Here is a 25122-nt window from a genome sequence, read left to right as displayed (position 1 = left end):
TCGTGTAGCGCGTTTTCCTTTTCCGCTCTCTGCTCCATGACGTCCACCCTTCGCGTAGCGTTTGCCGGCACGCCTGAATTTGCGCAGATCGCCCTGGCGGCGATCCACCAGGCCGGCTTCCCAATCGTTGCCGTACTGAGTCAACCGGACCGTCCAGCCGGGCGCGGCATGCAGCTGCAGGCGAGTCCCGTCAAACAGTACGCGGTGTCGCATGGGTTCGAGCCGATCCTGCAGCCGCCGTCGCTGCGCCGCACGGGCAAGTATCCGCAGGAAGCCGCCGAGGCCATCGACGTGCTGGCCGCGCAGCGCCCCGACGTGATGGTGGTGGCTGCCTACGGCCTGATCCTGCCGCAGGAAGTGCTGGATCTGCCGCGCTTCGGCTGCATCAACATTCACGCATCGCTGCTGCCGCGCTGGCGGGGCGCGGCCCCCATCCACCGAGCCATCGAGGCCGGTGATGCGGAATCGGGCATCACGCTCATGCAGATGGATGCAGGCCTCGACACCGGTGACATGATCAGCATGGAGCACGCGCCCATCGGCCTGACCGACACCACGGGCACGCTGCACGACACACTGGCCGCGCTCGGTGGGCGCATGGTGGTGGACGCGCTGACCAAGCTGGCGCAGGACGGCAGCAAGCTGCCCGCCACGCCGCAACCGACCGAAGACGTAACCTACGCCGAGAAAATCGCCAAGGACGAAGCCGCACTCGATTGGTCGCGCCAGTCCGCTGCGCTGCTGCGCCAGGTACACGCGTTCAACCCGTTTCCGGGTGCGTCAGCCACGCTCGATGGCGTGACGATCAAATTCTGGCAGGCCGAAGCGCTGGCCGACAAGCCGGCTGCTACCGAACCCGGCACCGTGCTCGCCGCCAATGCCGACGGCGTGACGATTGCCTGTGGCGCCGGTGCGCTGCGCGTGACACAGTTGCAGAAGCCGGGCGGCAAACGCCTGCCCGCGCGCGAGTTTCTGCAGGGCCTGGCGATCCAGCCGGGCCAGCGCTTCGCCTCACGTACCTGAACCGTCGCCAAACCCCTATCTATATAGAGGACCTCGCCATGACCACGCTGGGCATCGTCAACCTGCCGCTTTTCATGCTGGCGGTGTTTCTGCTGAACGTGACGCCCGGGCCGGACACGGCCTATATCGTTGGGCGCAGCGTGTCGCAGGGGCGGGTGGCCGGGCTGATGTCGGCCCTGGGCGTGTCGGCCGGCTGCTGCGTGCACGTGCTGGCGGTGGCGTTCGGGCTGACGGCGCTGCTGGCGGCGTCTACCGTGGCCTTCACCGTCATCAAAGTGGTGGGCGCGTGCTACCTGATCTACCTGGGCGGCCGCATGCTACTGACACCGCCCGAGCGCGATGACGCACCCGCTGAAAGCGCTGAACAGGCCGCAGCCGCAAAGCGCCCACGCCCACTCAAGGCGTTGTTCATGCAGGGCTTCCTCACCAATGTGCTGAACCCCAAGGTTGTGCTGTTCTTCCTGTCGTTCTTCCCGCAGTTCGTCGATCCGCATGCCAGCCACAAGGCGGCGGCGTTCCTGGCGCTGGGCGTGGTGTTCATCGCCATGTCGACGGTGTGGAACAGCATGGTGGCGTGGGTGGCGGCCAGCGTCACACGCCGCGTGGCGGGCAAGCCTGGCATCAAGCGCTGGCTCGATCGCGTGGTCGGCACGGCGTTCATCGGGCTGGGCGCGCGACTGGCGTTCACCACCCGTTGATGCGTCAAGCGTCATCTGCGGCAAAGTATCGCGCAAGCATCGCACAAACCCTTGAATTTTCAGCGATTATCGCGATCTAAGAGACTCGAAAAACGGTTCTGCGCCCTTGCCTGAACCCCCTAGACCCACAGGAGCCACGCCCCCATGTTCAACTGGATCAAGACCTTCATGTTGATGGCAGCGATCACCGCGCTGTTCATCGTCATCGGCGGCATGATCGGCGGACGCAGCGGGATGATGCTGGCGCTGCTGTTCGCGCTGGGCATGAATTTCTTCTCGTACTGGTTCTCCGACAAGATGGTCCTGCGCATGTACAACGCGCAGGAAGTCACCGAAACCAGCGCGCCGCAGTTCTACCGCATGGTGCGCGAGCTGGCCACGCGCGCGCAGTTGCCGATGCCGCGCGTCTACCTGATCGACGAAGCCCAGCCCAACGCGTTTGCCACCGGCCGCGACCCGGAGCACGCGGCGGTTGCCGCCACCACCGGCATCCTCAACATCCTCTCCGAACGCGAGCTGCGCGGCGTGATGGCGCACGAGCTGGCCCACGTGCAGCACCGCGACATCCTGATCTCGACCATCTCAGCCACCATGGCCGGCGCGATCTCGGCGCTGGCCAACTTTGCGGTGTTCTTCGGTGGGCGCGACAGCGAGGGCCGGCCGGCCAACCCGATCGCCGGGATTGCCGTGGCGATCCTTGCACCGCTGGCTGCAGCGATGATCCAGATGGCGATTTCCCGCGCGCGCGAATTTGAAGCCGACCGGGGCGGCGCCCAGATCAGCGGCGACCCGCAAGCGCTGGCTTCGGCGCTGGACAAGATCCACCGCTATGCCGCCGGCATCCCGTTTGCTGCCGCCGAGGCCCACCCGGCCACCGCTCAGATGATGATCATGAACCCGCTGCACGGTGGCGGCCTAGCCAACCTGTTCAGCACGCACCCGGCCACGGAAGAGCGCATCGCGCGCCTGATGCAGATGGCGCAAACCGGTCAGTATCCGTCCTAACCGGACGCATCCTTTATACTTCCGCTGTCCGCACGAGCCCGCCCATCGCGGGCTCGCTGCTTTTCTACTGCCTGATTTTTCCGCACCGATGCGCCTGCCGCCCGACTCCCTCGCCCACGCCTTATCGCTTGCTGCTGTTGCGCTGGGCAAGCTGCGGCAGGGTACGGCATTGCCCCAGGCCATCGATGCCGCCTGCCAAGGCGAGGTGGGGCCAATGCGCGCCCCGGTGCGCGGCGCCGTGCAGGATCTCGCCTACCGCGCCACGCGCTGGCTGGGCAGCACCGACTGGCTGATCCGCACGCTGATCCCGCGCCCGCCCGCCGAAGGCGCCGCCAACCTGCTGTGCGTGGCGCTGGCGCAATTGCTGGATGAGCCGCCGCCGTACACGCCGTTCACTGTGGTCGACCAGACCGTGCACGCCGCCTCGGCCGACCCGAAGCTTGTGCACGGCAAGGGCATGATCAACGGCGTGCTGCGGCGTTTCCTGCGTGAGCAGGGCGAACTCGTCGCCGCCATGCAGGCCGACCCGGTGGCCGCCACCAACTATCCGCAATGGTGGATCGACGCCGCGCGCAGCGCCTATCCCGACACGTGGCAGGGCATCCTCGCTGCCGGCAACCGCCGCCCGCCGATGGTGTTGCGCGTGAACCCGCGCCGCATCGCCGTGGATGACTACCTCGCCCAGTTGGCCAAGGCCGACATCGACGCCGAACGCATCGGCGAGCAAGCCGTACGCCTGGCGCGCGCCGTACCGGTGAACGAGCTGCCCGGCTTCGCCGTTGGCGACGTCTCCGTACAGGATGCCGGCGCGCAACTGGCTGCAATGCTGCTCGACGTGGCGCCGGGCCAGCGCGTGCTGGACGCCTGCGCCGCGCCCGGCGGCAAGACCGGCCATCTGCTGGAACTGGCCGACAACCTGGACGTGACGGCACTCGAATCCGACGCCGCACGTGCCGTGCGCATCAACGAGAATCTCGCGCGCCTGTCTCAGATCGCCACCGTTTGCGTGGGCGACGCAGCCCGACCTGACACCTGGTGGGACGGCCGACCATTCGACCGCATTCTCGCCGACGTGCCGTGCTCGGCTGCCGGCATCGTTCGACGCCACCCGGACATCCGCTGGCTGCGCCGCCCGGCTGACCTCAAGGCATTGGCCGCCCTGCAGCGAGACATCATGCGCGCCCTCTGGGCATGCCTCGCGCCCGGTGGCAAGTTGGTTTATGTCACCTGTTCGATTTTCCCGACGGAAGGCGAAGCGCAAGCCCGATGGTTTGAAAGCCATCTCGAAGATGCGATACGATTGCACGCGCCCGGCCAGTTGCTGCCAGCCTCGCCCGATGCGGCGCCGGCTGGTGGTTTCGTCCCAGGCGTCTCGCCACTGCCGCTCGACCACGACGGCTTCTTTTACGCGGTGTTCCAGAAACGGCCTTGATGCGACGACCGTTGTGACTGTCTTCCTCCGCCCATCGCTCCAGCTGCTGCCCGCCCGATTCCGGCAGATGCTGCATCGGCTTGTCGTGCTGGGCATGCTGTGCCTGCTGTGGCCAACCGCGCCGTCCGCACAAACCATCGAAGTCAACCGCACCCAGTTGGAATACGCCGACGGCGGCTGGAACCTCACCGCCGATTTCGATTTCGATCTGCCGAGCAACCTCGAAGACGCGGTCAACAAAGGTATCGCGCTGTATTTCCTGGTCGAGTTCGAACTGATCCGCCCACGTTGGTATTGGTTCGATGACCACGCCGTCAGCGCCACGCGCGTCGTACGTCTGTCCTACCACCCGCTGACACGCCAGTACCGTGTATCGACCGGCGGCCTGCAGGTGCCGTTCTCCCGCCTGAAAGACGCGGTCGACTTCATGCAGCACGTACGCGGCTGGCGCGTGTTCGAGCGCGGTGCTGTCAAAGCCGGCGAGACCGTGCAGGCCGAAGTGCGCATGCGCCTGGACGTAACGCAACTGCCCAAGCCGTTCCAGATCAACGCCGTCAACACGCGCGATTGGAACCTCGCCTCCGAGTGGAAGCACTTCAACTTCCTGGTGCCAAACGAACCCGCATTGCCTCCTCCGCCGCCGCAACAGCAACCTGCGCCGCCGGTTTCGACACCCGCTGCCAGCACACCCGCGTCTTCGGCGTCGGCGCCGGGTGCGCCGGGCCTGTCGCCTAGTCCGGGCTGGGGCATGAGCGCCGGCCCCGGCAACGCAGGTTCGCTGCTGGCGCCCACCAAATGATTTTCGACCGCAGCTACAAACGCCTGCTGTATCAGGTGGTGGCGGGCACCATCGTCTTTCTGGCGATCGTGCTGGTGGGGCTGCTGGCCGCCGCCTCGGCCAACACCGAATTCTTCGACCGGTATTTCACGCTGCTCTACAAGGTCAACCTCGTCATTGGCGTGCTGCTGGTGGTGATCATCGGCGGGTTGATGCTGGCGCTGGTGCTGCGCGCGCGGCGCGGCAAGTTCGGCACGCGGCTGATGACCAAGCTCGCCGTGTTCTTCGGCGTGGTGGGCGTGCTGCCAGGCGTGCTGATCTATCTGGTGTCGCTGCAGTTTGTCTCGCGCAGTATCGAGTCGTGGTTCGACGTGAAGGTTGAATCGGCACTGGAGGCGGGGCTGAACCTTGGCCGCACGACCATGGACAGCGCGCTGGCCGATCTGCAGAACAAAGGCCGCCTAATCGCAGAACAGGTTGGCGACGGTTCAGCCTCGGCCACCGCCATTACACTCAACCGCCTGCGCGAGCAGTTTGGCGTGCAGGAGGCGACCATCTTCACCACCAACGGCCGCGTGGTCGCCACCGCATCGAGCACCTACGACACACTCGTCCCGAGCCTGCCCGACCAGGCGATCCTGGAGCAGGCACGTGCACCGGGCGGCTACGCCAGCCTCGAAGGCGGCAGCGACAGCGAGGGCGACACCGGCCCCACGCCCTCCACGCGCGGCAACAACCGTCACAACGATCTCTACCAGTTGCGCGTCGTCGTCGCCTTGGGCACAACCTCGCGTGAAGAACCCATGCTCGGGTCAAGCTCACCCGCGCGCAAGTGGGCTGGCACCGGCCTGCTGGCCGATCGCCGCTCAGAAGACAGCAGTGGCGGCGCCTCGCGCGGCTTTGGCCTGACGGGCGAAACCGGCCGCGAAGAGCGCTTCCTGCAGCTCGTGCAACCGGTGCCGCAGGCGCTCGCCCGCAACGCAGACGCCGTGCAGCGCGCGTACCAGGAATATCAGGAGAAGGCGCTGGGCCGCACGGGCCTGCGCAAGATGTACATCGGCACGCTCACGCTCACGCTGTTCCTCGCCGTGTTCATCGCGGTGATGCTGGCGTTGCTGCTCGGCGCGCAGCTGGCACGACCGCTGCTGATGCTGTTGCAGGGCACGCGCGAGGTGGCCGAAGGCGATCTCTCGCCCAAGCGCGAGCTGCATACACGCGACGAGTTGGGCCTGCTGACGCAGCAGTTCAACCAGATGACGCGCCAGCTTGCCGACGCGCGCCGCGCAGTGGAGCAGAATCGCGCGGCACTCGAGCAATCGAAAGCCTATCTGGAGAGCGTGCTGACCAACCTGACGGCGGGCGTCTTTGTGTTCGACCATCGCTTTGTCCTGCTGACCGCCAACCCTGGTGCCGAGCGCATCTTCAAGCAGCCGTTCGGCGCGTGGGTCGGGCAGGGGCTGGTCGGCATTGCACCGCTGGCAGCGTTCGCACCTGTCGTCGAACAGGCCTTTGCGGAGCACGATGCGAGTGCAGCAGCCGGCGGCGCAGCAGCGCACTGGCAAAAGCAGGTGGAAATTCCGCTCGAAGACGAAGACGAGCCGCTCACGCTGCTGGTGCGTGGCACGCGCCTGCCGGGGCCATCGGTGGGTGCACACGGCACGGAGCGCGGCTACGTGGTGGTGTTCGATGACATCTCCGACGTGATCTCGGCGCAGCGTTCAGTGGCATGGGGTGAAGTCGCGCGCCGCCTGGCGCACGAGATCAAGAACCCGCTCACACCTATCCAGCTCTCGGCCGAGCGCCTGGAGATGAAGCTCTCGCCCAAGCTGACCGACACCGATGCTGAGGTGCTGCGCCGTGGCGCCACCACCATCGTCAATCAGGTCGCCGCGATGAAGCGCATGGTGGACGACTTCCGCGACTACGCGCGCACACCACCGGCCGTGCTGCAGGAGCTGGACCTCAACGCGCTTGCCTCCGAGGTACTGCACCTGTACGGCATCGATCACCCTAGCCAGCACGATCACCCAGTCATCGAGGTCAAGTTGGGCGATGGATTGCCGTTGATCAAGGGCGACCCGACCCAGTTGCGCCAGGTCATCCACAACCTGCTGCAGAACGCGCAGGACGCGGTGGCCGAGAACGAAAGCGCCGGAAGACCTGCCGCACATGTCATGTTGCAAACTGACACGGTAGAATACGATGACGCCTCGGGCGCGCGGCGGCAGGCCGTGCGGCTTGCGATCGCGGACAACGGCGGCGGGTTCTCATCCCGCATCCTCAACCGCGCCTTCGAGCCGTACGTCACGACCAAAGCCAAAGGCACAGGATTGGGCTTGGCCATGGTGAAGAAAATCATGGACGAGCACGGGGCCCGCATCGAGTTGCGCAACCGCCAATCGGGTCAAACGGGCACCGACATCGTCGGCGCCCAGGTTTCCATACTGTTCGTAAAACTTGCCTGACGCGGACGGCAATCCCGCCGCACATAGAGGAAAAGCATGGCCACCATCCTCGTTGTCGACGACGAAATGGGTATCCGGGAGTTGCTCTCCGAAATCCTCGGAGACGAAGGGCACGTTGTCGAAGTCGCCGAGAACGCGCAGCGCGCGCGTGAACACCGCGCGAACGCAACGCCCGACCTCGTCCTGCTCGATATCTGGATGCCGGATACCGACGGCGTCACGCTGCTCAAAGAATGGGCATCGCAGGGCCTGCTGACCATGCCCGTCATCATGATGTCGGGCCACGCGACCATCGACACCGCTGTAGAGGCGACCAAGATCGGCGCACTGAATTTCCTGGAGAAGCCCATCGCGCTGCAGAAGCTGCTGACCGCAGTGGAGCAGGGGTTGTCTCGCAGCAAGGAAAAGCCGCGCGCAGCTGCACCGCTGGCCGCACCGGCGGCAGGCTCGGGCGCGGCACCGAATGCCTCCATGGCAGGCGCACCTGCCACGCTCGACCGCGCCGACATCAACGGCGCACCCGTGCGCACGGCTGAGGGCGGCGGCATGCAGTTCTCCTTCGACATGCCATTGCGCGAAGCACGCGACCTGTTCGAGCGCGCCTACTTCGAATATCACCTGCAGCGCGAGGGGGGCAGCATGACCCGCGTGGCCGAGAAGACCGGCCTGGAGCGCACGCACCTGTATCGCAAGCTCAAGCAATTGGGCGTCGAGCTGTCGCGCAACAAGGGCGAGCCGACTGCCTGATCCAATCTCTTTTCAACAGGGCTTGACGACAGGGGCCAAACCCTGCCATACTTGCCTTTCTGTGCTGGCCCGGTAGCTCAGTTGGTAGAGCAGCGGATTGAAAATCCGCGTGTCGGTGGTTCGATTCCGCCCCAGGCCACCAAAATTCATTGTTCCGCAAGATGCATCGATTTTGCGGAGCAACAAAAAAGACCTCCTCGCGAGGTCTTTTTTCATTTCTGCGCACCGTTCCCGCGCGCCCGTCATCCCCCCGTTTGCCGCACCAGCCGCCAATCTGCGGCGCAGTGTCGCAGTCACAAAAAATATACCCAAGCCTCTTGACGCAGCGCAGCTCAGGGTATACCTAGCGGCGCAAACTGCGCCAAACTGTCGCAGGTCTCGGTATAGTGACTCAACGCTCTCAAGCGGCAAGCACAAGGAGATTCTCCATGGCACTCGTTGGCACCGGTCACCACCACTTCCATTTCCACGCTTTCGACGGCATCAGCCGCAAGACGCGGTTGACGTGGTTGCGCAATGCTGCGGCGCTAACGTGCTTGATGGCGCTGATCGCGACCATGTGGGTAGGCGGCAATCTGTCGGCCCTGATGCACACGCCGATTCTGAATGGCGTGACCCCGCTGGTCGCCGTCATGACCCTGGCCTGCTCGTTCATGGCCGTGAGCCTGCTGGGTCTCATCGCAGCCGGGTTCTTCCAGTTCCGCATGGAGCAGCTCGACGCCCCGGCAACCTGAGCCGCGTATCCATCACATCCCAGACGGAGGCTTCGGCCTCCGTTTTTGTTTGCCCACCGCGGCCGCACCCTCCAAGGTGCGGCCGTTTTGCTGCACGGCCGGCTCCGGAGCAAACTCGATCTTGACTCAATTGTTTCACTGTCGTAGTTTACGAAACAGTTGAATCAATTTCGCTATTTCGATGACCTTCGATGGGCTCATGCAGACGTTGCGCGATCGCGCGGGGGATCTGTCACCGCAGTTGCAGCGTGCCGCCATGCTGCTGGAAACCCATCAGAGCGATATCGCCCTGCTCTCCATGCGGGATCTGGCACGCCGCTGCGACCTGCCGCCGGCCACGTTCTCACGCCTTGCACGCGCGCTGGGCTTCGATGACTTTGCCGCGCTGCGCGACATCTGCGTGAACCACCTGCGCCAGCAGGCGGATGGCTTTGCCGGCCGGGCCAGTGCGCTGCAGGGCAGCGACGCGGCCGGCGCATCCGAGGCTGAACGCATCGGCAGCACCATCGGCGCGCACGTACAAGCGGCGTTTTCGCCGGCCAATCTGGCCGCACTGGACGCCGCTGCCGGCGCACTGTGCTCGGCGCGCCGCGTCTATCTGCTCGGCGCGCGCAGTTGCCTCGCGCTGACGCATGCGTTTGGTTACGCCGCTCAGCTGTTCGACGACAAGGTCACGCTGTGCAGCGGCGCCGGCAACACGCTGGCCGATCCGCTGCGCTTCTGCGGCGAGGGCGATGTCGTCATCGCCGTCACGTTTGATCCGTACACGCGCGAGGTGATCGAGGCGATGCAGTACGCGCATGCGCGCGGCGCGCGCCTGGTCTACGTGACCGACAGCGCCATCGCACCCGGTGCCGAGCTGGCGTGGCAGCAGCTTGTGGCACCGGTGGCAATCCCGTCGTTCTTCCATTCGCTTGCCGCGCCGCTTGCGCTGCTCGATGCGCTGCTGATGACGTGGTTCCGCCAAGCCGGCCCCACCGCACTCGCGCACCTGGCCGACAGCGACGCCCAACTCAAACAGCAGCAAGCCTACGTACGCAGTGCCCGCCGCAGTGAAGCGGCTGTCGCGCATCCCACGCCCACGGCACCCACTCAACGCTGACATCCAGCCATTGGCCATGACCCCATCCACCACCTCCGTCTTCCATCGCGACCCGCGCAAAACGTTGCCCACCGCCGTCGGCGGCGAGGGCATGACACTCATCGACTCCGACGGCAAACGCTACCTCGATGCCTGCGGCGGCGCAGCCGTCTCGTGCCTGGGTCACGGGCATCCGCGCGTGGTCGAAGCCATCTGCAAACAGGTGCGCGCGCTGGCGTATGCACATACGTCGTTCTTCACGACGGATGTGGCGGAAGAACTCGCCGCGCGCCTGACCGCTGCTGCACCAGGCGATCTGGACCACGTGTACTTCGTCTCCGGCGGCTCGGAAGCGATTGAGGCAGCGCTCAAGCTCGCGCGTCAGTACTTCGTCGAAATTGGCCAGCCGCAGCGCCAGTACTTCATCGCGCGACGCCAGAGCTATCACGGCAACACGCTCGGCGCGCTGGCGATTGGCGGCAACGCGTGGCGGCGCGAGCCGTTCCTGCCATTGCTCGTGCCAGCACACCATGTGTCGCCGTGCTTTGCCTACCGCGAGCGCCTCGTTGGGGAAACCGATGCGCAGTACGTGCAGCGTCTGGCCGATGAGCTGGACGCGAAGATCGTCGAGTTGGGTTCTGAAAACGTCGCCGCCTTTGTCGCCGAGACGGTGGTGGGTGCCACGGCCGGCGCGGTGCCACCGGTGGCGGATTACTTCCGCCGCATCCGCGCAGTGTGTGACCGCCACGGCGTGCTGCTGTTGCTGGACGAGGTGATGTCCGGCATGGGCCGCACGGGTTACCTCTTTGCCTATGAAGAAGATGGCGTGGTGCCCGACATGGTCGCCATTGCCAAGGGCCTGGGCGGCGGGTACCAGCCGATCGGCGCCACGCTGGTGAGCCGCCGCATCTATGACGCCATCACGCGCGGCAGCGGTTTCTTCCAGCATGGGCATACCTACATCGGCCACGCCACGGCATGTGCGGCGGCACTGGAAGTGCAGAAGGTGATTGCCGAAGAGAACCTGCTCGCCAATGTGCAGGCGCGCGGTGAGCAACTGCGCGCCGCTTTGCGTGCACGCTTTGCTGACCACGCCCACGTGGGCGACGTGCGCGGGCGCGGGCTGTTCGTCGGCGTGGAGCTCGTTGCCGATCGCGCCACCAAGGCACCGCTGGCGCCCTCGCACAAGACGCATGCACGTGTGAAGGCCGAGGCCATGCAGCGCGGCCTGATGGTCTATCCGATGGGGGGCACGATCGACGGCCAGCGCGGCGACCACATCCTGCTCGCGCCGCCGTTCATCGCCACCGCGCAGGACATCGATGCCATCGTCGAACGCCTGGGCGATGCCGTGGACGCCGCCACCGCCAACGCGCCGGAGGCCGTGTGGTGAACCCCGTGAGCCGGCCCATCGCCATCGCCGTTGCGCCCAATGGCGCGCGCAAGACGCACGTCGATCACCCCGCACTGCCGATCACGCCCGACGAACTGGCTGCCTGTGCGCGCCAGTGTGTCGAGGCCGGCGCTGCGATGCTGCATCTGCATGTGCGCCGCCCCGACGGCACGCACAGTCTGGAGCCCGACGATTACCGCCCGGCCATCGCCGCCGTGCAGCGGGCGGTGGGCGACGCGCTGGTGCTCCAGATCACTACGGAAGCCGTTGGCATCTACACGCCTGAACAACAGATGGCATCGGTGCGAGCACTGCAGCCGGAGGCCATCTCTGCCGCACTGCGCGAGCTGGTGCCCGATGCTGCGCACGAAGCGGAGGCTGCACGTTTCTTCGGCGAGCTCGCTGCGACGCGCACGGCCATCCAGTACATCCTCTATTCCGCCGACGACGTGGTGCGCTACCGCGCTCTGCGCGCGCGCGGCGTGTTGCCCCCTCCATCCGACATGCCGCACTGGGTGCTGTTCGTGCTCGGCCGCTACTCGGCGGGGCAACGCTCTGATCCGTCTGACCTGCTGCCGTTCCTGCAAGCGTGGGCTGAGGGCGGCGAGGTCACGGCCAACGTGCCATGGGCGATGTGTGCGTTTGGCCCGCGCGAAGCCGAATGCGCGCTCACGGCAGCACTGCTCGGCGGCCATGCCCGCTTGGGCTTCGAGAACAACATGATGCTGCCCGACGGCAGCACCGCCCCCGACAACGCGGCGCTCGTCACCAATCTGCGAGGTCATCTCGACGCACTGCATCGCCCGCTGGCCAGCGCCGCCGAGTTGCGCAGTTGGTTCGGCAGGTAAGCGCGCCCACTTTGCACACCACGAAGCCATCACACAGACGGCCCGACACGTATCAGGCCGCGCCACACAACCTTTGGAGGAAGTATGCGTTTGACCACCCGCGGTATCCGATCCATCCCGCTGGCGCTGGCCGGGCTGTTTGCGCTGAGCGCGCAGGCTCAGACACTCGACGGCGCGCTCAAAAAGATCCAGGACAGCAACACCATCCTGATCGGCGTGCGCGAATCGTCGATTCCGTTTTCGTACCGCGACAGCCAGAACAAGATCATCGGCTTCTCGGCGGACCTGTGTTCGCGCGTGATCGACGCGGTCAAGCAGAAGACGGGCAAGCCCAACCTGCAGGTGCAGCAGATTCCGGTCACCTCGCAAAACCGTACGTCGCTGGTGCAGAACGGCTCGGTGGATCTGGAGTGCGGCGTGACCACGCACCTGAAGTCGCGCGAGCAGCAGACGGCGTTCTCGACCACGTTCTTCATCGCCGGCACACGCCTGCTGACCGGCGTGAACTCGGGCGTGAAAGACTTCCCCGATCTGGCGGGCAAGTCGGTCATCACCAATGCAGGCACGACGTCGGAGCGCATCCTGCGCAAGATGAATGACGAAAAGAAGATGAACATGAACGTCATCAGCGGCAAGGACTATGGGGAATCCTTCCTCACGCTGCAGAGCGGCCGCGTGGCGGCGTTCATGATGGATGACGTGCTGCTGGCCGGCGCGCGCACGTTGGCACAGAAGCCCAACGACTGGGTCGTGACCGGCACGCCGCAGTCGTTCGAGGCCTACGGCTTCATGCTGCGCAAGGACGATCCGCAGTTCAAGAAGCTGGTGGACGACACGCTCACCAGCGTCATGAAGAGCGGCGAGATCAACACGCTCTATGCCAAGTGGTTCGAGAAGCCGGTGCCGCCCAAGAGCCTGAACTTCAACTTCAAGATGAGCGATCAGTTGAAGGCGTTGTACGCCAACCCGAACGACACGCCGTTCGAGTAAGCGGACAGCCACACGCCTGAAGGTTCAGGCAACCGCCCGGGCCAGCGCCGCGTGATCTGGCTGTGGCATGCGGGCCGCCAGCAAGTGCTGCGCGGCCCAGTGGCCAGTTTCTGCGGCACCGTCAGTCCACGGGCTGCCGAGGTAATCCCCGGCTAGGACGATACGACGATCGCGCCCGACCGTGTTGCGGTACGCCGCAACCGCGCGGGCACGGCCCACGGGTGTGAGCGGCTCGGCTGCTTCCCAGCGCTGCAGGTGTGTCGACACCGCAGCCCGGTCGATGCCAGGCAGGTGCGCAGCCATCGCCTCCACGACAAAGCGCACCAGCGCCGTATCGCTCAAATGCTCTGCCTCTGCCGCTGCGCGCTCGCCCAGCATCGCGCAGACGATCGGGCCATCGCCAGATGCCTTCCCCTGCTGAAACGTGAGTGCGGCCAGCGGACTGCCTTCTACCGGCGCAAACAGCGCGCCATACACCGGCTGGAAGACCTTGGGCGCCGACCAGGATGGCGGGAGCCCCAGCGCCACATGCACGCTCGGTGCGTAGCGCGCATCCAGCACGGCGGATTCTCCAAGCGTGGGCTGTGGCAGCCATGCGCGCGCGATATGGGCCGGCGCGGCGAGCACCGCGCCATCGGCGTCGAGCCATTCCCCGTTCACGCACAGGCGTACGCCTTCCTGCGTTTCTCTGACCTGCTCCACATTCGCGCCGTAACGCACGTCGAGCGCTGAAGCCATCGCACGTGGCAAAGCTTGCCAGCCGCCATCGACCGTCAGCGTGTCAGCGCCGTTGAAGGCAGTGAGCGCACCCAGCAGCGCGCGTGAGGTACCGGCCAGCCTATGAAAATACAGGCCATGGACCATCGGCTCGAAGAAGTAGCGCGCGGCGGCCTCACCGAATACGCGCGTGCTCCAGGCCTGCGCATCTTCGTCGTCCAGCGCTGCGAGGCTGGCGTAGTGACTCGGGTCGACGCCGCGCACCTCGCGCGCGGTGGCCAGGCCGCCGCGCAGCATCTGCCAGGTCTCGCCCCAGGTGAGTTGGCCACTGGTGCCGAGCGTCCACGGGCGCTTGCTGTGCACGGCGTGGAACACCGGCCCACGCTGCATGGCCGCCACGGCCGAGGTCTTGCGCAAGCGAGTAGACAGCCCAGCCTCCTCCAGCAGCGGTAGCACATAGCGGTAGCGCGACGATACAAACTGCGCGCCGCACTCGATGGTCTGGCCGTGAAAGGGCACGCTGCGGATGCGCCCGCCGGGCGCGCGCGCCGCTTCCAGCACGGTGACGGAGCAGCCGGCCCGCTGCAGATGGCGCGCGGCACTCAGCCCGGCAATGCCCGCACCCACAATGATGAAATGTCGCATGGCAAAGAAGAAGGAGATGACGGCGCCTACAATACCGGCCGGCTGCGCACCCTACACAGCCTGTCAGTTTTTGCCCCAAGGACGCCACGATGGCCAAAACCACCCGCACACACTGGATTGAAGCCGGTTTCGAGCTGCTCGATATCGAGGGTGCCGTCGGCATTTCTGCGGAGCGCCTCGCCCGTCGCCTGAACGTGACGCGCGGCGCGTTCTACCACCACTTCACCAGCCGCGACGACTACGTGCGCAGCCTGCTCGCCGAGTGGGAGCGCACCTACACCGGCAGCATCCTCTCGCTCATCCAGCCCGACGACACGGCCGAGACATTGCTCATGCGCTACCTCGACGTGGCAGCATCGATGCACCCACAGCGCGAAGTCGCCATCCGTGCGTGGGCGATGCGCGAGCCGCTGGTGGCCGACACCATGCAGCGCGTGGACGCCCTGCGGCTGGCCTTCGCCACCTCGCTGTGCAGCCTGGACGGCGGCGCACCGGATGACGCTGCGTTCTGGGGCCGCATCGCGCACCTGTGCTTTATCGGCGCGCAGCAGACTACGGCACGCCCCGATCCCGAGGCGTTCCGCGCGTTCTTCCTGAAGTTGTTTGCGATGTCGCAGCGGCTGGCCGCGCTGGCCGAGCCGAACTGAGTTGCCTTAGATGCCGGCCTGCGTGACCGCCTCGATGCGTGCCACGTGTACGGCCTGCTTGATGTGCGCCGGGTTGTCAGCGTAGCGCTTGGCGACGGCGCCGGCATCGATGGACGATGCCGCCTGCAACGCTTGCAGCAGGCGTTCCGTTTGCGGATACGCGCGGTCTTCAAACCCGAGCCGGCCACGTGCATCCGCTTCGCACGCCTGCAGCGCCAGGCGGAAACGCTCCGGCTTGCGCAGCGCGTCGCAGCGCTCCAGCAGGCGCACCAGTGCCGTCGCATCAAACCCATCACTGCGGTGGATGTTGCCGTGCTCGCGCGCAACAACCAGTGCCAGCTCGCGGCAATCCGTCGGCACGCGCAGGCGCTGGCAGACCACCTCGATCATCGGCACGCTGCGTTCTTCGTGGCCGATGTGGCGCGGCAGGATGTCTTCGGGCGTGGTGCCCTTGCCGAGGTCATGCACCAGCGCAGCAAAGCGCACGGGCAGCGGTGTGCCCATGGCGGCGGCGGTCTCGATCACCATCATGGTGTGCACGCCGGTGTCGACTTCAGGGTGATAGTCGGCACGTTGCGGCACGCCCCACAGCCGATCCAGCTCGGGCAGCAGACGCACCAGCGCGCCACAGTCACGCAGCACGGCAAACATGCGCTGCGGATGGGTCTCCATCAGCCCACGAGCGATCTCCTGCCACACGCGCTCGGGCACCAGCGCATCCACCTCACCGGCCTGCACCATGCGCTGCATTAGCGCGTTGGTTTCAGGTGCGACGTGGAAGTCGGCAAAGCGTGCGGCAAAGCGCGCCAGGCGCAGGATGCGCACCGGGTCTTCCACAAAGGCATCCGACACATGCCGGAACGTGCGCACGGCCAGATCCGCCTGTCCGCCGTACGGATCGATGACCGGGCCGACCAGCGCGCCGTCTTCGGCCACGCGCTGCGCCATCGCGTTGACAGTCAGGTCACGGCGGATCAGGTCGTCTTCCAGCTTGACGTCGGGCGCGTAGTACACCGAGAAGCCCTTGTAGCCCGCAGCCGTCTTGCGCTCGGTGCGGGCGAGGGCGTACTCGGCCTGCGTGCGCGGGTGCAGGAAGACCGGGAAGTCCTTGCCGACGGCTCGGAACCCCCGTGCCTCCATGTCCTCCGGCGTGGCACCGACGACCACGTAGTCGCGGTCCTGCACGGGCAGCCCGAGCAGCGCGTCACGAATCGCGCCGCCCACGGCATACACGTCCAGCCCGTGCGTGGCCGGATCAACGATGGTCTGTGACCCCTGTGCTGCGCGTTCCGTCATTGATTGGCGGCGACCAGCGCTTCCTCGTCCGGCGCGGTGCGATACGGCTCGTCATCGGCGAGGAAGTCGTGCTCAGCGCGTGCGCCGTCAATCCACTCCTGCATCGCAGGCAGGTTGAGGATGTGGTCGGCGTAGGCCTTGGCGGCTTCAGGCAGGCGCACGCCGTAGGTGGCGAAGCGGCTGACCACCGGTGCGTAGAACGCATCTGCCACCGTGAAGTGGCCGAACAGGAACGGGCCTTCCGATGCGTATTTCTGGCGCAGCTCGGTCCACATCTGGGCAATGCGGTCGATGTCGCGCTGCACGGCCACGTTCCAGCCCATGCCGGGCAGCATGGCCGTCACGTTCATCGGCATGTTGTTGCGCAGGTTGCCAAAGCCGCTGTGCATCTCGGCGCAGATCGAGCGGGCGTGCGCGCGGGCCTTCGGGTCGGCCGGCCACAGTTGCGCGCGCGGAAAGCGCTCGGCCAGCGTCTCGCAGATGGCGAGCGAATCCCATACGTTCATGTCGCCGTCGACCAGCACGGGCACACGGCCGGCCGGCGAATGGCGCGCCACGTCGGCGGCAAAGCTTTCGCTCAGCAGGCGCACGCGAATCTCCTCGAACGGGATGCCGGCCTGCTTGGCGAGCAGCCACGGGCGTAGCGACCACGACGAATAGTTCTTGTTGCCGATGACCAGTTTCATGATTCCCGTCCTTGGAGAGTGCACAGCAATTATTGTGGGAGCTCGCCTGTGTCACGCCGGCATACCGGAACCCCGGGGACGCTCTTGTTCTTGGCGATGGAGGATGGTGCTGCAGCGTGGGGCGAACGAGTCATTCTAGCCCTGCGCTGCAGCGCGACAAAATGAAACGGATTGGCCACGGTTGTGAAGTGGCCTCACAAGCGCGGCGTACCACGTTGCCAGGACCGCTAACGATGCGCCCGGGCGCGTGCTGCGCTCAGCCCAGGGTTCGGGCCGAATCCGGCCAGCGCGGGCAGCATCACGGCCTCCATGCCGAGCGGGTGGATGCCGAGTTCCGGCGCAACAGGCTCCATGCTGACGTTGTCCACACGCATGGAATCCAGGTTGTCGCGCGAGATGGGTGCACCCGGCAGGTGCTCGAACAGCGCCGCCTGCATCCGGCCCAGACCTTCGGGCAGCGGCACGATCCAGCGCCGGTGGCCGCTGGCGCGTCCGGCAAAGCGCATCAACTCGGCCAGCGTGTACACACGCGGGCCAACCAGCGGATACGCGCGCCGGATGGTGGTGGCATTGTCGAGCGCATTGACGAAGGCCGCCGCCACGTCGTCCACATAGACGGGCTGGAAGCGCGCATCGGCACAGGCCAGCGGCACGAACGGCGCCATGCGCTGCATGCGTGCAAACAGATTAAGGAAGTGATCCTGCGGGCCAAACACCACGGACGGGCGGAACACCGTCCAGTCGAGTTCACTGTTCATGACCACGCGTTCACCGTCGCCCTTGCTGCGCTGGTACATCGACGGGCCCGCCGAGTCAGCGCCCAGCGCGCTCATGTGCAACAACCGGTTCACGCCGTGCCGGCGGCATGCGGCGACGATGCGGCGAGGCAGTTCAACGTGCACGCGCTGGAACGCGGGGCCGTAGGGCATCACGCGTTCGTCCTGCAGCACGCCGACGAGGTTGATGACAGCGCAGTGCTGACCGCCGCGTTCAGTGAGCGCCAGAAAAAGCGCGTCGAGCGCATCGTCGGCGTAGATGTCGGCATCCATCACATCCACGCGCGGCAGCAACGTGAGTTTGTGCGCCCGGGCGGATTCGGCATCGCGCGTGGGCACGATCACCCGGCCTTCGGGCAAGCCGGGTGCGGCAAAGGTTTCGGTCACCAGCCGCGAGAGCAACTGCGTGCCGATAAAACCGGTACCGCCAAAAACGAGCAGATTGGAGGTATGCATGGCGGCATCTCCAAGACGGGAAAAGGGGGGCAACACCACAATACATCCCGAAGGCGACCGCCCCCAAGGCGTACCGGTGCGATGTGCTGCGCGCGGCACCGTTGTGATCGCAAAAACGCCCGCACCAATGCAAAACGCCCGCATCGGTGCGGGCGTTTTTATGGTGATCTCGTCGCTTACGGCAGATCGTCCGGCGTCACCGCCTCCGGCCCGACCTTGCCCAGGCGGTCCTTCAGCGATTGCGGACGGCCGGTCAGCAGCGCGCTGTAGTACGTGGCGTTGGACAGCACGTTTTTCACATACGTGCGCGTCTCGTTGAAGGGAATCGTCTCGGCGAAGATCGCGCCTTCCACCGGGCGCGTGAGCGTCGAGCGCCAGCGCTTCGGGCGGCCCGGGCCGGCGTTGTAACCGGCGGTCGCCAGCGTCATCGAGCTATCGAGGTCGGTCAGGATCATCGACAGGTAGCTCGTGCCCAGCAGCACGTTGGTGTCGATGTCGCTCATCTGCGAGGGGCGGAAGCCCGGCAGGCCGATCTTCTTGGCGACGCGCTTGGCGGTTTCCGGCATCACCTGCATCAGGCCCGAGGCACCCACCGACGAGCGCGCGTCCATGATGAAGCGCGACTCCTGGCGGATCAGGCCGTACGTCCAGGCGATATCCAGGCCCACGGCATCGGCGTTGCGCTGGACCACATTGAGGAACGGCGTGGGGAAGCGCAGCGAGAAGTCGTGCTCGGTCTTGGTCTTGTCGGCCGAGTTGACGGTGCGGTCGAGCAGGCCGAGCTTGCGGCCGTATTCCGCCGCGGCGATCAGCTCGCGGTCGCTCATGTTGCGCAGCTCCCAGTTCCACTCGCGGTTGCCCTCGAAGCGCAGGTTCAGGTCATACAGGCGCTTGGCGCGCGCGAAGCCCGGATGGTTGCGGCCCATCGGGTCGATCTCGGCGTCAGTCACGGCGGTCTTGGGCGGCACGGTGATGCGCTGGCCGAGTTCTTCCTGCGCCAGCTGGCCGTAGAAGTTGAACTGCCCGGCAATCGACTGGAACTGCTTGTTGGCGTCGTCGCTGCCGCTCTTGCTGCCATCGGCCTTGAGCGCGCGGCCATACCAGTACGTCCAGGCTGGATCACGATCACGCAGGGTGGGGCGCATCTTCTCGATGGCCTGCCGCACCATCTTCCAATCGCCTGCACGCAGCGCGGTGCGCACACGCCATTCCAGCGAATCGTCCGACAGCCAGGCATCGCCGCCCAGCGTCAGTTGGCGGCGGTAGGCATCCAGCGCATCGGGCGTCTGCTTCTTGGCCGCGTACTGGCCAATCACGCCCCAGGCCGCGCCTTGCTCCTCACGCGACAGGCCGCCGCTCTGCGCCATCAGATACGCCGTCGCCTGCGACGGATCGTTGCGTGCCATGCGCGTGACGTTGGCCAGCGTGTCGTTGTCCACACGGTCGCCCTCGGGCAGCACGGCCGCAATGCGCGACGCCTGCGTCACCAGGTTCTGCTCCAGCGACAGCCGCGCCGCAAAGGCCACGTCCGCACGCGTGAACTGGTTGGCCTGGGCCAGATAGCCGATCAGGTCGACACAGCCTTCGCCATAGCCCTTCGGATCGGACAGCGTGTTGCGCGCATCGGCGGCCACGCCTGCAGCCGCACTTCCGCCCTTCATCGCGCGCGACAGCAGGGCATAGCACTCGACCTGCGTGTCGTCCTTGAGCACGAACTTCGGGTACTCGACATCGAAGGTGGCCCAGTCGCGTTTCTTGCCGAGCACCAGCAGCCAGTCGTTGCGCAAACGGTCGGCAATGGCATCGCCCTGGTAGCGCTGCAGGAACGAGCGGATCTCGTCTTCCGGCGCATCCGTGCGCGCATAGCCGCTTGCGTCGAACAGCTGCGGCTTGATGCGGAAATACTGGACGTACGATTGGAGCGGGTAGTCAGCCAGGCTGTCGGCCAGCTCCCAGCTGCGCGACACGTCATTGCGGCGAGCGGCGTTGCGCAACTCGACGAACGCGTCGTCCGGATTGGCCGGAATGCCCTGCGGCGCCTGACGCTTGGCAGCCACCGCCAGCGAAATAGGGCTCAGGGGACTCAGCGGGCCCACCACACTCATGCCCACCACACCCGTAAAAGCCAGCGCCACCGCGCGATATACTGCCTTGCCCTTCAATGCCATCTCCTACCCCGTCCAATCACTGTTAGGTCGCCGAATTATCCCATGTCAGCCTTAGGGAACCCGCACGATCCGGCAAATCCGACCACGCCGATCGAATCCCGCCGCACCCTGCGCGCCGTGCTGCTCGATGCGCGTGCCGCATTGCCCGACCGCGTCGCACACGATGCCGCGCTGGCGCACCACCTCGCTGAGTTACTGCGTGCGCTGCCTGTCAAACGCCTGGCCGCCTACTGGCCAACGCAGGGCGAGTTCGATGCGTTGACCGTGCTGGGCCATTGGCTGTCGGCCGATGCCGCGCGCCATGCGCTGCTGCCCGTGGTGACTGACAAGTTTTCGCCCCTGCAGTTTCGGCGATGGACACCCGATTGTGAAATGACGCCAGGCGCGTACAACATTCCCATCCCCCGCTCGGATGAGGAGGAAACCCCCGATGCCTTGCTGATTCCTTGCGTCGGCTTTGATGCGCAGCGCTATCGCATCGGTTACGGTGGCGGCTTCTACGACCGCACACTCGCCGCACTGCACGCCGCCGGCCAGCGCCCGCGCACCATCGGCGTGGCGTTCGAGGTGAACCGGGTGGAATCCATCGCTCCGCAACCCCACGACATCGCGCTCGATTGCATCGTCACCGAGCGCGGCACGTTTTAAACCGCCTCCGAGAATCCACATGACGCACACGCTGAAGACCGTTGCCGACCTCGAAGCCGTCTACGGCACCCCGAACCCGCGCTCCGTTCTCAAAGAGATCGACCACCTGAACGAGGACTATCGCGCGTTCGTCGAGGCCTCGCCGTTCATCGTGCTGTCGTCGGTGGGCGCGGAGGGTACGGATGCCTCGCCCAAGGGCGATGCGCCGGGCTTTGTACGCATCCTCAACGAGCGCACGCTGGCAATTCCCGACCGCCCCGGCAACAACCGCATCGACAACCTGCGCAACATCGTCGAAGACGGGCGCGTGTCCGTGCTCTTCATCGTGCCGGGTGCGGGTGAAACACTGCGCGTGAACGGCACGGCCACGATCTCGACCGATCCGGAACTGCTCGCCGCATCGGCCGTGCAGAACAAGCTGCCGCGCTCGGTGATCGTGGTGAATGTGCAGTCGGTGTACTTCCACTGCTCGAAAGCGGTGGTGCGTTCCAAGCTGTGGGAACGCGGCGCGCAGGAAACGACGCCCGCGCTGCCCACCGCAGGCAAGATCCTGCAGCACATCAGCGGTGGCGCATTCGACGGGGAAGCTTACGACCGTGAATTGCCCGAGCGGCTGAAGACGACGCTGTACTGAGCGTTCAGCGCTTGGCCGCTTTCTTGGCGGCAGCGGTCTTGGCAGTGACCTTCTTGGCGGCGACCCTCTTGGTCGCCGTTGTCTTTGTAGCGGTGCGCTTTGGCTTGGCCGCCTTCGCGTTCTCCACGCGCAATGCCGCTTCGATTGCCAGGCGCGCCCAGTCGCGCAATGGCTGACCACCGTCGAGCGCGTCGGCCGGCGTGCTCAGATAGCCGTTCATGCTGATGGTGCGGCCATCGCGGTCGTAGCTGAACGGCACCGACTTTTCTGCGAGAAAGCGCTCGCGCGTGAGGTCGTCCACGCGCAGGTAGCACGTGCTGCGAATCACCAGCGCGAAGATGATGTCGTCGTAGTACAGCGACGCGCCGCCGAACATCCGGCGGGCGCGGATCTCGCCGATCTGCGCGGCGAGCGGTTGGAGTTCGTCAAGCAGCCAGGCGACCAGCGGATCGGGTGCAGCTGCCATGACGATCTCCTTGTCTTCTCTTTTTCTGTCGCTTGCTTACAGACCCAGGCGCTGCCAGATGGCGCGCGTGGAACCGGCGGCGTTGAGCGTGTAGAAGTGCAGGCCCGGCGCGCCACCTTGCAGCAGGCGATCGCACAGTGCCGTCACCACATCCAGGCCGAAGGCGCGGATCGACTCACGATCATCGCCGAAGCTCTCCAGGCGCTTGGCCACCCAGCGCGGAATCTCGGCGCCGCACATCTCGGAAAAACGCATCAACTGCGACGAGTTCGTGATCGGCATGATGCCGGGCACGATGGGCACGTCCACGCCGAGCTTGCGTGCGTCGTCAACGAACTGGAAGTACGCATCCGCGTTGAAGAAGTACTGCGTGATGGCGGAGTCTGCACCGGCCTTCACCTTGCGGGCGAAGTTGTCCAGGTCCTGACGGGCTGAGCGTGCCTGCGGGTGGTACTCCGGATACGCGGCCACCTCGATATGGAACGCATTGCCGGTTTCCTGGCGGATGAACTCGACCAGCTCGTTCGCGTAACGGAACTCGCCGATCTCGCCCATGCCCGAGGGCATGTCACCGCGCAGCGCGACGATGCGGCCGATGCCGTGTTCGCGATACGTGCCGAGGATGCTGCGGATGCTCTCGCGCGACGAGCCCACACACGACAGGTGCGGCGCGGCCTCGATGCCTTCGCGCTGGATCTCCACCACGGCGTCGAGCGTGCCCTGTTGGGTGGTGCCGCCCGCGCCAAAGGTCACGGAAATGAAGCGCGGCTTGAGCGGCGAGAGCTGCGCACGCGTGTTGCGCAGCTTCTCGGCGCCTTCCGCCGTCTTGGGCGGGAAGAATTCGAAACTGAATTGACGGTCTTGCATGACAGAAAACCTTAAGCCTCGCGCAGCAGCAGGCTCGAGAGCAGCCACGAGATCACGCTGTACAGGATGGAACCCAACAGCGCCGCGCCAAAGCTGGCCACCTGGAAGCCTGCCAGCAGGTTGCCGACAAACATGAACAGCAGCGCGTTGAGGATGAAGATGAACAGCCCAAGCGTGAGCAACGTCACCGGCAGGGTGAGGATCACCAGGATCGGGCGGATCAGCGTATTGACGAGACCCAGCACCAGCGCCGCGATCAGCGCGGAGCCGAAGCCGTTGACGTGGATGCCTTTGAGCAGATAGGCGACGAGCAGCAACGCCAGCGCGTTGATGACCCAGACAGCGAGCAGTCTCATGGAGGAGTCCTCGGGTTGAATGCCGGCGGCGGGGTGCCGCCGGCGGGACGGCTTAGTAGCGGTAGTGATCAGCCTTGTACGGGCCGCTCTTGGCAACACCAATGTACGCAGCCTGCTGGTCGGTCAGCTCGGTCAGTTGCGCATTCAGCTTCTTGAGCTGCAGGCGCGCAACCTTCTCGTCCAGGTGCTTGGGCAGCGTGTACACGCCCACCGGGTACTTGTTCGAGCCCTTCTGCGCTTCCGTCCACAGTTCGATCTGCGCGATGGTCTGGTTGGCGAACGAGCTGCTCATCACGTACGACGGGTGGCCCGTGGCGCAACCCAGGTTCACAAGGCGACCCTTGGCCAGGATGATGATCTTCTTGCTTGGTTTGTCGCCAACTGCAGGGAAGATCACGTGATCGACCTGTGGCTTGATCTCTTCCCACTGGTACTTCTCGATCGAGGCGATGTCGATCTCGTTGTCGAAGTGGCCGATGTTGCAGACGATGGCCTGGTCCTTCATCTTGGCCATGTGGTCATGCGTGATGACGTGGTAGTTGCCCGTGCAGGTGACGAAGATGTCGCCGTGCTCGGCAGCGTAGTCCATGGTGACCACGCGGTAGCCTTCCATCGCCGCTTGCAGTGCGCAGATCGGGTCGATTTCGGTCACCCACACTTGGGCAGACAGCGCGCGCAGTGCCTGGGCCGAACCCTTGCCCACGTCGCCGTAGCCGGCCACGATCGCCACCTTGCCGGCGATCATCACGTCGGTTGCGCGCTTGATGCCGTCGACCAGCGATTCACGGCAGCCATACAGGTTGTCGAACTTGCTCTTGGTGACGGAGTCGTTCACGTTGATGGCCGGGAAGCGCAGTTCACCGCGCTGAGCCATCTGGTACAGGCGGTGCACGCCCGTGGTGGTTTCTTCGGTCACGCCCTTGATGGCATCGAGGTTGCGGCTGTAGAACGTTGCGTCCTTCGTCAGCTTGTCCTTGATGGCCGCGAACAGGAAGGTTTCCTCTTCGCTGGTCGGCTTGCTGATGACGGAGGCATCCTTCTCAGCCTTGGCGCCCAGGTGCAGCAGGATCGTTGCGTCGCCGCCGTCGTCCAGGATCATGTTGGGCGTGCCGCCGTCGGCCCATTCAAAGATGCGGTGCGTGAAGTCCCAGTATTCCTTGAGCGATTCGCCCTTGTACGCAAACACCGGCGCGCCCGACACGGCAATCGCGGCGGCAGCGTGGTCCTGCGTCGAGAAGATGTTGCACGACGCCCAGCGCACATCCGCGCCGAGCGCCTTGAGCGTCTCGATCAGCACGGCGGTCTGGATGGTCATGTGCAGCGAGCCGGCAATGCGCGCGCCCTTGAGCGGCTGGCTGGCGGCAAACTCGTCGCGAATCGCCATCAGACCGGGCATCTCGGTCTCGGCAATGGCGATTTCCTTGCGGCCCCAGTCGGCCAGCTTGATGTCGGCGACGAGGTAGTCGTTCTTCAGGTCGGTCACAGCGTTCATTAGGTCACTCCGAAAATTTGGGGTGACTGCACGCTGGAGAGATAACTGCTGAGACGGGGCGCCAATGCACTGGA

Annotated in this window: 24 protein-coding genes and 1 tRNA gene; 16 read left to right on the top strand and 9 right to left on the bottom strand. The window is 65.6% G+C overall.

Annotation, left to right across the window (positions count from 1 at the left end):
- The first annotated feature begins 36 nt into the window (after positions 1-36).
- The 13 genes from fmt to PI87_RS08180 all read left to right on the top strand — a co-directional run bounded on the left by fmt (position 37) and on the right by PI87_RS08180 (position 13194).
- Positions 37-1023 (top strand): methionyl-tRNA formyltransferase, encoded by a 987-nt coding sequence (gene fmt / locus PI87_RS08240; RefSeq protein WP_039597227.1) that lies wholly within the window; start codon positions 37-39, stop codon positions 1021-1023.
- A 38-nt stretch (positions 1024-1061) separates the two neighbouring features.
- Entirely contained in the window at positions 1062-1721 is a 660-nt protein-coding gene (locus PI87_RS08235; RefSeq protein ID WP_039597226.1) for a LysE family translocator, read from the top strand.
- 144 nt (positions 1722-1865) lie between these two features.
- Complete coding sequence (htpX, locus tag PI87_RS08230) at positions 1866-2726, top strand: zinc metalloprotease HtpX (protein WP_039597225.1); 861 nt, start codon at positions 1866-1868, stop codon at positions 2724-2726.
- Between the two features lie 88 nt (positions 2727-2814).
- Entirely contained in the window at positions 2815-4158 is a 1344-nt protein-coding gene (gene rsmB, locus PI87_RS08225) for a 16S rRNA (cytosine(967)-C(5))-methyltransferase RsmB (RefSeq protein ID WP_039597224.1), read from the top strand.
- A gap of 13 nt (positions 4159-4171) precedes the next feature.
- Complete coding sequence (locus tag PI87_RS08220) at positions 4172-4957, top strand: DUF4390 domain-containing protein (RefSeq protein WP_039597223.1); 786 nt, start codon at positions 4172-4174, stop codon at positions 4955-4957.
- A complete protein-coding gene (locus tag PI87_RS08215) occupies positions 4954-7401 on the top strand; it encodes a sensor histidine kinase (protein WP_039597222.1) in 2448 nt (815 codons plus the stop codon). The genes PI87_RS08220 and PI87_RS08215 overlap by 4 nt, the downstream gene beginning before the upstream one ends.
- A gap of 36 nt (positions 7402-7437) precedes the next feature.
- Positions 7438-8148, top strand: a complete 711-nt coding sequence (locus PI87_RS08210) for a response regulator (protein WP_039597221.1) — start codon at positions 7438-7440, stop codon at positions 8146-8148.
- Positions 8149-8214: 66 nt separating this feature from the next.
- Positions 8215-8290, top strand: a tRNA-Phe gene (locus PI87_RS08205).
- Between the two features lie 286 nt (positions 8291-8576).
- Positions 8577-8882 carry a hypothetical protein gene (locus PI87_RS08200; protein ID WP_039597220.1) on the top strand — a complete coding sequence of 102 codons (306 nt, stop codon included), beginning with the start codon at positions 8577-8579 and terminating at the stop codon, positions 8880-8882.
- A gap of 181 nt (positions 8883-9063) precedes the next feature.
- On the top strand, positions 9064-9984 hold the full coding sequence (locus tag PI87_RS08195) for a MurR/RpiR family transcriptional regulator (RefSeq protein WP_039597219.1): 921 nt from the start codon (positions 9064-9066) through the stop codon (positions 9982-9984).
- Between the two features lie 16 nt (positions 9985-10000).
- Positions 10001-11356: an aspartate aminotransferase family protein gene (locus PI87_RS08190; RefSeq protein WP_039597218.1), complete on the top strand. Its 1356-nt coding sequence runs from the start codon at positions 10001-10003 to the stop codon at positions 11354-11356.
- Positions 11357-11361: 5 nt separating this feature from the next.
- Positions 11362-12204 carry a 3-keto-5-aminohexanoate cleavage protein gene (locus PI87_RS08185; protein WP_039597378.1) on the top strand — a complete coding sequence of 281 codons (843 nt, stop codon included), beginning with the start codon at positions 11362-11364 and terminating at the stop codon, positions 12202-12204.
- An 84-nt stretch (positions 12205-12288) separates the two neighbouring features.
- A complete protein-coding gene (locus tag PI87_RS08180; RefSeq protein ID WP_039597217.1) occupies positions 12289-13194 on the top strand; it encodes a glutamate/aspartate ABC transporter substrate-binding protein in 906 nt (301 codons plus the stop codon).
- Positions 13195-13218: 24 nt separating this feature from the next.
- Here PI87_RS08180 and PI87_RS08175 read toward each other — a convergent pair whose 3' ends face one another.
- A complete protein-coding gene (locus tag PI87_RS08175) occupies positions 13219-14556 on the bottom strand; it encodes a protoporphyrinogen/coproporphyrinogen oxidase (RefSeq protein ID WP_052321451.1) in 1338 nt (445 codons plus the stop codon).
- Between the two features lie 89 nt (positions 14557-14645).
- On the opposite strand from PI87_RS08175, the gene PI87_RS08170 reads away from it, so the two are divergent.
- Entirely contained in the window at positions 14646-15203 is a 558-nt protein-coding gene (locus PI87_RS08170; protein ID WP_039597216.1) for a TetR/AcrR family transcriptional regulator, read from the top strand.
- 6 nt (positions 15204-15209) lie between these two features.
- On the opposite strand, the gene PI87_RS08165 is transcribed toward PI87_RS08170, so the two are convergent.
- The 4 genes from PI87_RS08165 to PI87_RS08150 all read right to left on the bottom strand — a co-directional run bounded on the left by PI87_RS08165 (position 15210) and on the right by PI87_RS08150 (position 20585).
- Positions 15210-16442 carry a multifunctional CCA addition/repair protein gene (locus tag PI87_RS08165; RefSeq protein WP_442965461.1) on the bottom strand — a complete coding sequence of 411 codons (1233 nt, stop codon included), beginning with the start codon at positions 16440-16442 and terminating at the stop codon, positions 15210-15212.
- A 53-nt stretch (positions 16443-16495) separates the two neighbouring features.
- Positions 16496-17185: a glutathione S-transferase family protein gene (locus tag PI87_RS08160; RefSeq protein ID WP_039597214.1), complete on the bottom strand. Its 690-nt coding sequence runs from the start codon at positions 17183-17185 to the stop codon at positions 16496-16498.
- Between the two features lie 227 nt (positions 17186-17412).
- Complete coding sequence (locus PI87_RS08155; protein WP_039597213.1) at positions 17413-18417, bottom strand: complex I NDUFA9 subunit family protein; 1005 nt, start codon at positions 18415-18417, stop codon at positions 17413-17415.
- A gap of 176 nt (positions 18418-18593) precedes the next feature.
- Positions 18594-20585 carry a lytic transglycosylase domain-containing protein gene (locus PI87_RS08150; RefSeq protein ID WP_039597212.1) on the bottom strand — a complete coding sequence of 664 codons (1992 nt, stop codon included), beginning with the start codon at positions 20583-20585 and terminating at the stop codon, positions 18594-18596.
- Positions 20586-20627: 42 nt separating this feature from the next.
- On the opposite strand from PI87_RS08150, the gene PI87_RS08145 reads away from it, so the two are divergent.
- Together PI87_RS08145 and PI87_RS08140 are read left to right on the top strand one after the other, a co-directional pair.
- Positions 20628-21233: a 5-formyltetrahydrofolate cyclo-ligase gene (locus PI87_RS08145; RefSeq protein ID WP_039597211.1), complete on the top strand. Its 606-nt coding sequence runs from the start codon at positions 20628-20630 to the stop codon at positions 21231-21233.
- A 19-nt stretch (positions 21234-21252) separates the two neighbouring features.
- Positions 21253-21867, top strand: coding sequence for a pyridoxamine 5'-phosphate oxidase family protein (locus PI87_RS08140; RefSeq protein WP_039597210.1), 615 nt, complete (start codon positions 21253-21255; stop codon positions 21865-21867).
- Positions 21868-21871: 4 nt separating this feature from the next.
- On the opposite strand, the gene PI87_RS08135 is transcribed toward PI87_RS08140, so the two are convergent.
- From PI87_RS08135 to ahcY, 4 genes are read right to left on the bottom strand one after another with little or no spacing between them, the layout of a single operon-like run.
- Entirely contained in the window at positions 21872-22333 is a 462-nt protein-coding gene (locus PI87_RS08135) for a TfoX/Sxy family protein (RefSeq protein ID WP_039597209.1), read from the bottom strand.
- A gap of 36 nt (positions 22334-22369) precedes the next feature.
- On the bottom strand, positions 22370-23200 hold the full coding sequence (gene metF / locus PI87_RS08130) for a methylenetetrahydrofolate reductase [NAD(P)H] (RefSeq protein WP_039597208.1): 831 nt from the start codon (positions 23198-23200) through the stop codon (positions 22370-22372).
- Between the two features lie 11 nt (positions 23201-23211).
- Positions 23212-23556, bottom strand: a complete 345-nt coding sequence (locus PI87_RS08125) for a phage holin family protein (RefSeq protein ID WP_039597207.1) — start codon at positions 23554-23556, stop codon at positions 23212-23214.
- A gap of 52 nt (positions 23557-23608) precedes the next feature.
- The gene (gene ahcY, locus PI87_RS08120; protein ID WP_039597206.1) at positions 23609-25048 is read right to left on the bottom strand and encodes an adenosylhomocysteinase; all 1440 of its coding nucleotides are present in this window, start codon (positions 25046-25048) and stop codon (positions 23609-23611) included.
- Between the last annotated feature and the right edge of the window lie 74 nt (positions 25049-25122).

This window comes from Ralstonia sp. A12, assembly GCF_000801955.1.
Classification (GTDB): domain Bacteria; phylum Pseudomonadota; class Gammaproteobacteria; order Burkholderiales; family Burkholderiaceae; genus Ralstonia.
Note: the sequence above shows the minus strand (reverse complement) of the source record. Positions and strands in the feature narration are given on the sequence as shown.